Here is a 12,473-nt window from a genome sequence, read left to right as displayed (position 1 = left end):
TCAAGATTTTTTGATCTATATAGGTAGGAAGGAGCGTGTATCATGAGTATTAGCTTAATATGGGCAATGGGCACCAATCATGTTATTGGAAAAGATAATGATATGCCTTGGCATTTACCGCTTGATTTCGCTTATTTCAAAGCAGAAACACTGGGGAAGAGAATGCTTATGGGCCGCAAAACGTGGGATTCGCTCGGAGGGAAGCCTCTAAAGGGCAGAACAAGCTTAATTATGACTAGAGATACTGATTATGCTCCTGAAGGTGCAGAGGTTGTACACACGCTTGAGGAAGCTCTCAGCGAGGGTAGAAAAGACGATGAGCTGATGGTGATCGGCGGTGCGGAAATTTATAAGCTGATGTTGCCGTATGCTGACAAGTTGATGTTAACGCAAATTGAACAGGATTTTGAAGGGAATACCCGGTTTCCTGATATTGACTGGAGCGTGTGGAAAGAAGTTTCCAATAAGAAGGGAATTCGTGATGAAAAGAATCCGTATGATTACCGTTTTCTTGTTTATGAACGTACGGAATAGCAATAAAACGTTTTCTCTGACATAACATGTGAAATAGTACAAAAAATCAGTAGATTAATCCATTACTGTGCAAAAGTAATGAGTGCTACTATAATTAAAATTAGAAATGATAATCTACAGGTATAGAATGTGCTGGTACTTCATTGCGCTGCTCACGACCATACGAAGCCGCAATATGCTACAATGTACTATACTTCAACACGAAGAGAACGGATGGGGGAAACGTAAACATGTCTACACCTACAGGTTTTATGGAGTATAAACGGCAGCTCCCAGGTGATCGGGATCCTGAGCAGCGGGTAAAAGACTGGGAGGAGTTCCACCATCATTTATCCGAGGACGAGCTTCAGACACAAGGAGCGCGCTGCATGGATTGCGGAACGCCGTATTGTCATACAGGAATTGATATGGCTGGAGGAACCTCGGGTTGTCCAGTTCATAATCTAATTCCAGAGTGGAATAATTTGGTGTACCGCGGTCTCTGGAAAGAAGCCCTGGAACGTCTGCATAAGACGAATAATTTCCCTGAGTTTACTGGAAGCATTTGTCCTGCTCCTTGCGAAGGCTCTTGCACAGTGGGTCTAATTGGACAGCCGGTGACCATTAAGACCATTGAGTTAGCTATTATTGATAAGGGGTTTGAAGAAGGCTGGGTTGTACCTAATCCTCCAGAGAAACGTACAGGCAAAAAGATTGCAATCGTAGGCTCTGGACCTGCTGGACTCGCAGCAGCAGCTCAACTTAATAAGGCTGGACATACAGTAACTGTATTTGAACGCAGTGACCGCATCGGCGGGCTGCTGACATATGGCATTCCCACTATGAAACTCGATAAGAGAGTTGTTCAACGTCGTGTAGATTTATTAGCTGCAGATGGTATTAATTTTGTAGTGAATACAGAGATTGGCAAGGATATTCCTGCTCAACAGCTAGTGGATGAGTATGATGCGGTTGTTCTGTGTGGTGGAGCTACAAAGGCACGTCGTTTTAACGTTGAAGGCAGTGAGCTTAAGGGTGTTATGTACGCCATGGACTATTTAAATGGTACGATTAAGAGCTATTTGAATTCCAATCTTGAAGATGGCAACTATGTATCTGCTGAAGGTAAAGACGTGATCGTCTTGGGTGGCGGTGATACTGGATCTGACTGTGTTGCTACAGCACTTCGTCATGGCTGCAGCAGTATCACTCAATTTGGTACACATGAAAAAGCACCTCTTCAGCGTGATCCGATTGCTAACCCTTGGCCACAATTCCCGAATGTATATAGCCTAGACTACGCGCAAGAAGAAGCTAAAGCCATATTTGGGGATGACCCACGTGAGTTCTCCATTATGACTACTAAATTCGTAGGTGATGATGAAGGTAACTTGAAAGAACTGCATACTGTACAGATCCGCCGGATCGTGGATGAGACAGGTCGTAAGATCTATCAACCTGTTCCAGGCACCGAAGCTGTATATCCTGCTCAATTAGCTTTGATAGCCATCGGTTTTGATGGGCCAGAACAAGATATTATTCAAGAGCTTGATCTTGAGACAGATCGTCGTTCCAATGTGAAAGCACGTTATGGTAAATTCAATACCAACGTGGATAAAGTGTTTGCTGCTGGCGATATGAGACGTGGTCAAAGCTTGGTTGTATGGGCCATCAACGAAGGACGCGAAGCTGCGCGTGAAGTGGATAAATACCTGATGGGTTCAACCGTTCTTGTTTAAAACGTTAAGATAATAATTGTCTAATAAGCCGTTTCAAAAGCAGTTTACCTGCTGGAGAAACGGTTTTTTAAATAAAGCGATGCTTGACGTAGATATCAGTATCATATAAATTAAATACATTATTCACATGATAAAAGCATTGACCAAGGATCTACGATTCAAGAAGCGTTAGAACAGAGAGGGAACCCACCGGGTGAAAGGTTCCTCAAACACGTGTGAGTGGTATCCTGCCTTGGTAGCTGTAGCGATAGTATCTACTAACCCGCTACCGGAATCGACCGTTATCCGATTTGAGGATTGCCAAATCAGAATAGATTGTATGTTGAGCTGGCAGTTAAATAAGGGTGGTATCACGACACATTCGTCCCTGACGAATGTGTCTTTTTGCATTTAGAGAGATAATTTCTGAGGAGGGTATTTAAGATGCGACAAAGCAATTTATTATTAACAACACTGCGTGAGGTGCCTTCGGAAGCGGAGACAAACAGTCATCAGCTACTGCTGCGTGCGGGGTATATCCGTCAATTAGCTGCTGGAGTATATAACTATTTACCACTTGGACGGCGGGTTTTGCGAAAGATAGAAGCGATTGTGAGAGAAGAGATGGATCATTCCGGAACGCAGGAGATTTTAATGCCATCCATGCAGCCTGCGGAACTTTGGAAGGAATCAGAACGTTATGATGTTTATGGTAAGGAGTTGATGACTTTTAAGGATCGTCATGAGCGGGAATTCATTCTCGGTCCAACGCATGAAGAAGTAGTAACCACACTTGTGCGGAATGAGATCAGCTCCTATCGTAAGCTTCCTGTTACCGTGTATCAAATTCAGACTAAGTTTCGAGATGAACGGCGACCACGTTCTGGATTGCTAAGAGGAAGAGAGTTCTTGATGAAGGATGCGTACTCTTTTGATATAAGCTCAGAAGGACTTGATAAATCATACCACCAAATGTTCGATGCTTATCACCGGATATTTAAGCGATGTGGATTGAAGTTCAGAGCTGTTCATGCAGATTCTGGTGCAATTGGCGGAGAAGGGGGCAGCCATGAATTTATGGCACTGGCTGATATCGGGGAAGATACGATTGCGGTATGTTCCTCTTGCGATTACGCAGCCAATCTGGAACAGGCAGAAGCTGTACGTCCTGTTAAGAAGGAAATGAATTTCGAAGTACCAGCGATAGAGAAATTCCATACTCCAAATTTACGTACTATTGATCAATTAGAGCAGGAGTTGGAGATCCAACCAGAGCAGATTATGAAAACATTGATCTACGAAGGTAGCGGACAATTCTTTGCTGTAGTGGTTCGAGGAGATCATGAAGTTAATGAGATAAAAGTGAGTAAATATATCGGAGCGATGGAGATCGGTCTTGCTGACTATGAAGCTGTGAAATCCTTAACGGGTGTAGAGAGTGGGTTTGTGGGGCCTGTGGGACTTCAATTAACTGTACTAGTTGATGCCGCAGTTGCTGAGATGACGGAAGGTACGACGGGAGCAGGAGAAAAAGATTATCACTTCCGTAATGTTGTACCTGGTAGAGATTTTGGGCTTGAGCATGTGGGGGATTTTCGCAATGTAGCGGAAGGAGAAGCTTGTCCACATTGCGAGGATGGCGTTCTTCATTTTCATCAAGGCATTGAAATCGGACATGTCTTTAAATTAGGTACCAAATACAGTGAGAAGCTTGGAGCTTCCTTTTTAGATCGTTTAGGCAAAAGTCAGCCTATGATCATGGGTTGTTACGGAATTGGAATCTCGCGTCTATTGTCCGCAATTGTAGAACAGAATCATGATGATCAAGGAATAATGTGGCCAGTTGCATTAGCGCCTTATCAGGTTCATATTTTGATGATGTCCATAAAGGACTCGGAGCAACTGGCAGTTGCAGAGGAGCTTTATAATCAACTTACTAAGCTCGGTTTTGAGACGCTGCTAGATGATAGGAATGAACGTGCTGGCGTTAAATTTAAGGATTCAAGCTTGATTGGTATACCCGTAACGCTAGTAGTCGGTAAGGAGGCTGCACAAGGTAGGGTGGAGTATCTAGAAAGAGCCTCCGCTGCGGGTAAAGAAGTCTTAGAAAAGTTAGAAGCAGTTTCTCGTATCCAAGAATTCTTTTCGCAGCTGAATTAAACTTCTATAACTCAAACTGAAAGCCATTGTTCAGGGCGGGAAAGTGGTGGAGGTAACTTTGTGAGATCATCACCTATTGCCGCATTAATCTGACCCTGAGTTAGAAAAATGCTCTCTGATAGATCAGCGCCCCTAAGGTCAGTGTCACGGAAATCTGCACCAATAAGATCTGCACCTCTAAGATTAGCGCCTTTAAGGTCAGCGGCAATCAAATAGGCTCCCCTCAGGTTGGCGCCCCTGAGATCTGCATTTTTAAGATTTGCGCCGACAAGGTCAGCACCACGGCTGAAAGTTCTCGATGCTTTTTTTAGTTTACGACGAGCCTCAGTACGCACAAGTTCACTGACTTGCAGCAGTAACAGATTAATCTTTGCTCGATGAGCGTCAACATTCACCTTCTGTAGAGAATCAGGGTTAAGTAAAGTGAGTTGTTCCGTCTCATCGAGTGCTGTTTGCAGCTCAACATGTATTGAATGGGTTATATCTAAGTTCAATGATTCATTTAAGTACCATAGCAATTCGTGCAAATGCCACATGGCCGTAAATACCTCGAACATTTGCTTTGCAGTTTTTGGATTCTTCCGCCAGTCCACACCGGTATAAGTAACCTGAGAAAGCTTTTGCCCAGCCCCAAAACAGTCATATACAGTACAACCACGAAATCCAAGCGCTCTTAAATCTGTATGTACACCACAGCGAAAGTCTGATTGTAGGTTATGGCACGGCTGGCCAGCTGCTTTATCCATAGCAAAATCCACTGAAGCTGAAAAAGGTAGTGCGGAACAGCACAAACCGAAGCATCTCTCACATTCTGCTTTTAAATAGTGACCGTTTTTGTCCTTATAAGGTTCTGTAAATTTGTGATTTTCAGACACGTTTTGATTCCTCCGATATATAAACCTCGTTTACCAAACTATTCTAATTCATAGAAAAGACAAAGGGAAGTCTGAATTTTACCTAGGCCTACTAACCAATCCATTAAAAAAAACCGAGGTTAATGGTATAATAGAATACTGGACGCATTTTGGACTTAAGAACGAAAAGGTAAGGAGCGATTGTTTTTGAAGACACTCATTATTGCGGAGAAACCGGATATGGGGCGGAATATCGCCGCCGCAATAGAACCGAAGGCCAAAAATTACCGTTCCTATCTTGAAGGGGAGCAGTACATTATTACTTGGGCAATAGGGCATCTAATCGGTTTGGCCGAGCCGGATGCTTATGATGTTAAATACAAAAAGTGGAATATTAATGATCTGCCCATTATTCCAGACCAGTTCAAACTGGTTCCTAATGCGCGGACAATCGACCAGCTCAAGGTAATTGGAGATCTTGCGAAACGTAGCGATCTTCTAGTGAATTCATGCGATGCCGGGCGAGAAGGGCAGCATATCTTTTCACTCATTCAACGACATTTGAAGCTGGAGCATCCTGTGAAGCGGTTGTGGATCTCGGATCTGACGCCAGAGACCATTCGCAAAGGATTCCAGGAGCTGAAGGATGGATCGGAGTACGAGAATCTAACGAAAGCAGCAAAAGCTCGCAGTGAAGCGGATTGGCTCATCGGCATGAACGGATCACGTGCTTTTACTACAAAGCATAATGTGCTGCTGTCCGTGGGTAGGGTTCAAACTCCCGTACTCGCGCTGATTTACGACCGTCAGAAGACGATTGAGGCGTTCTCTTCCCTAAAGTTTTTTGAGGTGGAGGGACATTTTACTCAGAATGAAATGACCTATAAAGGCATGTGGCAGGGGGATCGGCTGACTGACGGGGATAAGGCGGAGGCGCTAGCTGCCAAGGTCAAAGGAAAACCGGGCCGGATTGAGTCTTACGAGGTTAAGGAAACAAAAGAGTATCCGAATAAGCTGTACGATTTGACGCTGCTGCAGCGTGAGGCGAATGGAAAGTACGCTTTTTCCGCAAAAAAGACGCTTGATATTGCTCAAGCGTTATATGAAAAACATAAGGTGATCTCTTATCCGCGGACGAACTCCAACTATGTTACAGAACAGAATATTCCTGAGATGCATAAGACGTTATCCGCGCTGCAAGGGACGGCGTATGATGAGTGGGTGAAGGGTGCGAATCGCAATCTCGTTCATAAAGGGAATAAATTCATCTGCAACCCCTCGAAGGTTGAGGATCACCACGCGATTTTGCCTACATATCGTAAAGCATCAGGACTTAGTGCAGATGAAGGAAAGCTGTATGATTTGATTGTGCGGCGTTTTTTGTCTCAGTTCTATCCGGCAGCGGAGTATAAAGTGCATACGGTGATGACCGAGGTAGAAGAGGAAAAGTTCAAAACCACAGTCAAGGAATTATTAAGCCTCGGCTGGAAGGTCATTTACGCGGACCAGAAGAAGGATAAAGCGAAGACTTCCAAGGGTAAGAACAAGGATGACGAAGAGGACGAAGAGATCGAAGTGAATGAACCATTTTCTATTGCTCCGGCAGAAGAAGTGGTTTGTAGTGAGGCTATTGTTAAAGAGAAAGATACTCAGCCACCTAAGCATTACACAGAAGGTACGCTGCTTCGAGCGATGGAAAGTGCCGGAAAGCAGATTGAGGATGAAGAGCTTCGCGATGCTATGAAGGATTCAGGGCTTGGAACTCCGGCTACCCGTGCAGCAACGATAGAACGGCTGAAGAATGTCGGATACATCGAAATGCAGGGCAAAAAAATTGCCATCACGCAAAAAGGACGAACAGCCATTGAGCTGATTCGTGGAGCGGGTATTGAGCTGTTGACTTCACCGGAAATGACCGGACAATGGGAACGTCGTTTGAACGAAATATCTAGAGGAACGGCGTCAGACGGGCAGTTTATGGAGAATGTAAAAAGATTCGCCTGTATGATCGTGGATAAAGTACGCGTACAATCACGAGCGTCCAAAACCTCTTTTGAAGGGGAGACGCCTTCTGTCAATACAGGTGCTAAAGGCCGAGGCGGAGCAAGCACAACCCGTAAAACGAGCGACAAACCTGCGGCGCCGCGAAAGCGCAAGGCAAGTAGTGAAGAGGAATCTGCCAATTCAGGACCTAAGGTCATTGGAAACTGTCCGCGTCCCGGCTGCGGTGGAATGATTTTTATGGGTAAAAAAGGCTACGGCTGCTCTCATTACAAGGAAGGCTGTAAATTCGTGATTTGGAAAGAGAATCATGGTCGTACACTCACGGATGCACAAGTGAAGGCGTTGATTGAGAAAGGTCGGACGGGCAAGCTAAAGCTTACCAGCGAAGACGGTACACCTCTGGAAGGCAAGCTAGTGCTTCAAAATATGGATACGGGCGAATTAGCAATTGAATCATAGTCGATCAAAAAGAATGTGTGTACGGTAAAAAGGTGTCTCTAGCCATGATGGATACATGGCAGAGACACCTTTTTAATCATGCCTTATAATTATTCAGCGGATTTAGCCAGCTGCGCTTCAATCGCTGCAGTTAACCCTTCATAGGAGGAGTCAGGAAGCAGGGTTCCGTTTACCATAAATTTAGGTGTACCATTAACCCCGTACGATCCCGCGATCTTGAAGTCTTCTTTGACGTCGAACATATAGGTATGATTCTTGAGATCTGTTTCGAATTGAGCGAAATCAATACCTTCAATGTTATCTTTGACGAAATTTAGAATGAACTTCTGTGTGGCCCATATTTTGCTCTCATCGCCTTGATTGGCGTACAGTTTATGGAGATATTCCCAGAACTTCTCGTTGCTTTGCTTATAAATGGCTTCACCTGCACTTGCAGCAAGATAGGAATCTCGATCCAAAAAGGCAAAGTTCATGAAGAAAAGCTCAACTTTTCCAGTATCCACGTAGTCCTTAACAAACGTATCCAGATATTTCTCCGTCCAGTTTTTGCAGGCAGGACATTTGAAATCTGCAAATTCGATGACTTTGATTTTGGCATCAGGACTACCAAGATGAGGTTGCTTTTCATATTTCAGCCCATCAACAACAATGCTCCCCTTCACATCAGTGTAGTTAGGTAAACCCTCTGTACTGTCCGTCTTGTCATTTAGAATGAAGACAATAACAGCGACAAGGATTACAACAACTATACCTAAGAGCATGGGAAGCATTTGTTTGTTAGTTCGAGAATGGTTGGACTTCACTTTCTTGTTCATATCTCATCTCCTGCCTCATTTAGGAATTATACAAAAATAGTATAAACATCCCAGAGGTAGAGTAGATATGTCATTTGTAACAATGTCTGAGGTTACTTTGCACCTAGAGTTTCTGCAGGGTAGCAGTACGAATAACAGGAGGCACCTCATGGATGGAGGAAATGGTCTTCACTGCTTGTTGCATTTCTTGCTCCAGTTCAATAAGGTTATAGCTCCATTCATTCTGTTGCTTCAGATAGATACTGTTAATGCCTGCGGTTACTGCCGGTAGTACATCTGTACGTAAAGAGTTACCAATCATCCAGGTGCGTTTGCGGTCAAAGCCTTGCGTAGTCAAAATATTTTCAAGTGCCTCAACATTTTTATGTTGACGAATATAGATCCGGTCATCAAAGTAAGCATCTAGCTTCATTTGCTCAATTTTACGTTGTTGGATCGTATCGTCTCCACCTGTGTACAGGAATAAATGGTGACCATCCTGCTTCAGAGTATCCAACGTTTCAACCATGCCAGGGTAAGCTTCGATTTCTTGATCATAGACGCTTAGTCCAAGCTTGTGTAACTGTTGTTCTTGAAAACGGTCCGTCGGACGATTATATTTTGCGCAGAAATAGCGGTAGGTAGCGATTAGGGATTTAGGGAAATTATCGCTGGCAAGACCACTTGTGTTGACCGTGTGCACGTCAATTTCTATTTGTTTGTCGCGTAGGTCACTGGTGCTCGGGCCAAATTCGTTAAACCAATCAGTCATTAGCTCAAAATATTGCCCTAAAATCAGATCGAAATATTTGTTGCAGTGGACCAGTGTATCATCTAGATCGAAAATCACCTGTTGTGTCATGTATTTCATATCTCTCACTCCTTGGATCTGTATCTGTATAGTGTTCTATAGATAAATATAAGACTCTAGGAACATTTGAAGCTCTGATGCGCCGTCAGGGCGAATACTGAAACGTTCATCTTGTTCACCTCTAAGATGGATGCGGAGTAGGCCGGCTACTCGTAGAATCATAAGGTGATGCATCAGCATTTCTCTGGATTGATTAAGATCTGATTGCATCTCCCACAACGACTTGGGTTCATGTGCGACATAGCGAAGCAATCGAAGTCTGGTGGGGTCGGATAGTGCCTTGGTCATGCGCAAAAGCACCATAGGTGGTTCATTTTCGTCTTCTAAAGGTACATCTACAGGGTATTGTACGATCACCATGGTTTTGTAGAAGCAGTAGGTGTTAATCGGACGATTATGAACAGTTGGTAGTAATACAATCGTTTTTAGATCCGTGATCTCCTCGAAAACTACACCGCCAGACGCGTATTCAATTAGAGAAATGGGATCCATTTTACTTTCAAGCATTTTTTTCTCAGAAGCATCTTCAATTAATAGCGGTAATATTTTGTGCTCCACATGGCGGAAGTATTGCTCGTACCAGAGACGCAAGAGTGGACTATAGCTGCTCCGAATCCGAAAAGCATCTTCAATCGTAAACTCCTGAATGAGCGGAGCGATTTGCTGATAACATTCTTCTATGGAGGCTGAATCCAGATCATCTAAGAAATGCTGCACTGAAGTTGCGGGTCCTCGAATGTAAACCCAGGCATATAGCACATCATAATCCGTAAAAGGCCACTCGGCGGCTTGCATTAAAGCTGTTACCTTATGAGGAGAAATGCGATCTTCCACATCACTTATCCAGTGGGGACCAATGTCCAAATTGGAGATCCATTTTCTAGTTACATATAACATAAAACTGTCCAGCAGTTCATAAACCGGCGATACGTCGATCTTTAATTCGTACTCCATGTCTCATGCACCCCCAGGAAATCCGTAACATCTTCATATTATCTCTTGTTTTGAAGAGGGTTGTCCACTATAATGTTCGGTGTTTGCCAATTGGCGTTAGAACAAATTAGCGTTATTAATCATAGGGGGATATCATCTGTGTCAGACCGGCCAAAATTATCTATTCGAAGTAACAGCAAAATGAATTTCATGATTCTTATTACCGCTACTATAGCGGCTGGACTCAGCCAAGGAATGCTGCTTCCCGTATTATCCATTCTATTGGAGCAGAAAGGAGTTTCCTCTTCGCTTAATGGACTTAATGCAGCTGCTTTATACATAGGATCATTCGGAATGACCTTGATTGCTGAAAGAGTTCTCGGAGCGATTGGATTCAAAAAATTGATTGCTGGCGGGATAAGCTTAGTCTTAGTAAGCTTGCTTTTATTCCCCTTTTTTCCTGGAATCAAAATATGGTTTGTGTTACGTCTACTTGTAGGTGTTGGTGATGCAGCTATCAATTATGCCGCCCAGCTATGGGTGCTGCTAATGACACCTGCCGAGCATCGTGGACGAAATCTTTCCCTGTATGGGATGTCCTATGGTCTGGGCTTTAGCTTGGGGCCACTTGGAATTAGTCTGCTGCGCTTTGGTCAGGCAACACCCTTTATTGTTCTAGCTTTTCTTTTTTTGCTGGTCCTAATACTAGCCGTTACAATGCTTCCGGATTCACGTCCAGATAAAGTTGAGAGTGGAGAAAGTCAGGTACGCCGGTTTGGACGTTGTTACAGTCTAGCGTGGTTTGCTTTAATTCCTGCACTCCTATACGGTTTCATGGAAGCAAGCTTAAACAGTAATTTTCCAGTGTATGGCCTCCGGATCGGATACAGCACGGATCAAATTGCAGCCTTATTGCCTTTTGCGGGCATTGGAGGACTGTTGTTACAATTCCCGCTAGGACTGTGGAGCGACCGTTTTGGTCGAAAGAAGGTATTGATTCTTACTGGGATTGGAGGCGGGATTGCCTTCGCATTACTGCCATTAGCAGGTGACCATTTCAAAGTGACTATGGTGCTGTTGATGATTGCTGGTGGACTTGTAGGCTCCTTTTTCTCGTTAGGGCTTAGTCTGGCTGCGGACATTTTACCACGACATTTACTGCCTGCTGCAAATGTGGTTGCTTCTTTTCATTTTAGTATAGGCAGTATTATAGGTCCAGGGATCGGCGGTTTGCTCATGCAAGTCGGCTGGGGCGGGGGGATTTTCGGCTTGATGGGCGCTTTATATATCGCCTTCGGATTGCTTGGGTTATTTTTCTCGCCACGGCAAAAAATTTGAGGTAAGATAAGAACGAGTGCTCGCATGGAAATTCATCTGGCTTTCAGAGTACACTATAGATTATAGATAAAGACAGGGAGAGGCTGAACTATGATCACAGTTGAACACTTAGCCAAGGCAGTTGGGGAAGATAAGAATCCAGTTCTACAGGATATAGGGTTTCAATTAGAACCGGGTGAGTTCGTAGCAATACTTGGAGCTAGCGGTAGCGGTAAGACCACTTTACTGCGCTGTTTAGCGCTGCGTGAGAAGTGGGATAGAGGGAATTTTAGAGTGGACGGTACAGATATAATGGCGAGTGCCTTTACAGGTAAAAGAAAAATCCGCCGCGAGTGGGCATACCTGGAGCAGAATGCAGAGCTCAATCCTAACCGTACTGCATTGAAAAATGTACTGATCGGCCAGTCTTCACAAACGCCGTTATGGCGAATGGTCACTGGGATGGTACGTTCAGATGATTATATGGGTGCAATGGATGAACTGGACGCCCTTGGCCTCCTGGATAAGGCGAAGATGAAGACAAGTCAACTTAGTGGCGGAGAAAGGCAGCGTGTAGCGATTGCTAGAGCGTTGACTCACGGTGCTAAAGTGATTTTAGCGGATGAACCGGTTACGGGATTAGATCCTAAATCCGCGGAGAGTGTCTTGGAAACATTGCGGAAGCTGTGTAAAGAAACCGGTCTTACGGTTGTAACGGTGTTACCGATTGAATTAGCGGAACGTTTTGCTACGCGTCTATGGGTACTAGAAGATGGCAGAATTAAGCATGATATAAAGGGGCGTAGATTAACGTTCCAAGAACGTGCAAATCTTTAAATATAGGACACGG

The 12,473-nt window shown here is 44.2% G+C and carries 10 protein-coding genes; 6 read left to right on the top strand and 4 right to left on the bottom strand.

Annotation, left to right across the window (positions count from 1 at the left end):
• Window positions 1-42 precede the first annotated feature (42 nt).
• The 3 genes from MHI27_RS16925 to MHI27_RS16915 all read left to right on the top strand — a co-directional run bounded on the left by MHI27_RS16925 (window position 43) and on the right by MHI27_RS16915 (window position 4,391).
• Window positions 43-534 carry a dihydrofolate reductase gene (locus tag MHI27_RS16925; protein ID WP_149647325.1) on the top strand — a complete coding sequence of 164 codons (492 nt, stop codon included), beginning with the start codon at window positions 43-45 and terminating at the stop codon, window positions 532-534.
• A 230-nt stretch (window positions 535-764) separates the two neighbouring features.
• Window positions 765-2,252 (top strand): glutamate synthase subunit beta, encoded by a 1,488-nt coding sequence (locus MHI27_RS16920; RefSeq protein ID WP_405174257.1) that lies wholly within the window; start codon window positions 765-767, stop codon window positions 2,250-2,252.
• 423 nt (window positions 2,253-2,675) lie between these two features.
• On the top strand, window positions 2,676-4,391 hold the full coding sequence (locus MHI27_RS16915; RefSeq protein ID WP_405174256.1) for a proline--tRNA ligase: 1,716 nt from the start codon (window positions 2,676-2,678) through the stop codon (window positions 4,389-4,391).
• A gap of 11 nt (window positions 4,392-4,402) precedes the next feature.
• Here MHI27_RS16915 and MHI27_RS16910 read toward each other — a convergent pair whose 3' ends face one another.
• A complete protein-coding gene (locus tag MHI27_RS16910) occupies window positions 4,403-5,266 on the bottom strand; it encodes a pentapeptide repeat-containing protein (protein ID WP_405174255.1) in 864 nt (287 codons plus the stop codon).
• Between the two features lie 186 nt (window positions 5,267-5,452).
• On the opposite strand from MHI27_RS16910, the gene MHI27_RS16905 reads away from it, so the two are divergent.
• Window positions 5,453-7,708, top strand: coding sequence for a DNA topoisomerase 3 (locus MHI27_RS16905; RefSeq protein ID WP_379424051.1), 2,256 nt, complete (start codon window positions 5,453-5,455; stop codon window positions 7,706-7,708).
• Between the two features lie 89 nt (window positions 7,709-7,797).
• Here MHI27_RS16905 and MHI27_RS16900 read toward each other — a convergent pair whose 3' ends face one another.
• The 3 genes from MHI27_RS16900 to MHI27_RS16890 all read right to left on the bottom strand — a co-directional run bounded on the left by MHI27_RS16900 (window position 7,798) and on the right by MHI27_RS16890 (window position 10,327).
• Complete coding sequence (locus MHI27_RS16900) at window positions 7,798-8,523, bottom strand: DsbA family protein (RefSeq protein WP_341060997.1); 726 nt, start codon at window positions 8,521-8,523, stop codon at window positions 7,798-7,800.
• A gap of 103 nt (window positions 8,524-8,626) precedes the next feature.
• Entirely contained in the window at window positions 8,627-9,373 is a 747-nt protein-coding gene (locus MHI27_RS16895) for an HAD family hydrolase (protein WP_076283560.1), read from the bottom strand.
• Window positions 9,374-9,409: 36 nt separating this feature from the next.
• A complete protein-coding gene (locus tag MHI27_RS16890; RefSeq protein WP_076283561.1) occupies window positions 9,410-10,327 on the bottom strand; it encodes a helix-turn-helix transcriptional regulator in 918 nt (305 codons plus the stop codon).
• 162 nt (window positions 10,328-10,489) lie between these two features.
• Here MHI27_RS16890 and MHI27_RS16885 point away from each other — a divergent pair, with 162 nt between their 5' ends.
• Window positions 10,490-11,644, top strand: a complete 1,155-nt coding sequence (locus MHI27_RS16885; protein ID WP_076283781.1) for an MFS transporter — start codon at window positions 10,490-10,492, stop codon at window positions 11,642-11,644.
• A gap of 90 nt (window positions 11,645-11,734) precedes the next feature.
• A complete protein-coding gene (locus tag MHI27_RS16880; RefSeq protein WP_076283562.1) occupies window positions 11,735-12,460 on the top strand; it encodes a phosphonate ABC transporter ATP-binding protein in 726 nt (241 codons plus the stop codon).
• Window positions 12,461-12,473: the final 13 nt, after the last annotated feature.

Origin of the sequence: Paenibacillus sp. FSL H8-0261 (assembly GCF_045040645.1) — a bacterium.
GTDB lineage: Bacteria > Bacillota > Bacilli > Paenibacillales > Paenibacillaceae > Paenibacillus_AQ.
This window is presented reverse-complemented; position numbering and strand designations above follow the sequence as displayed.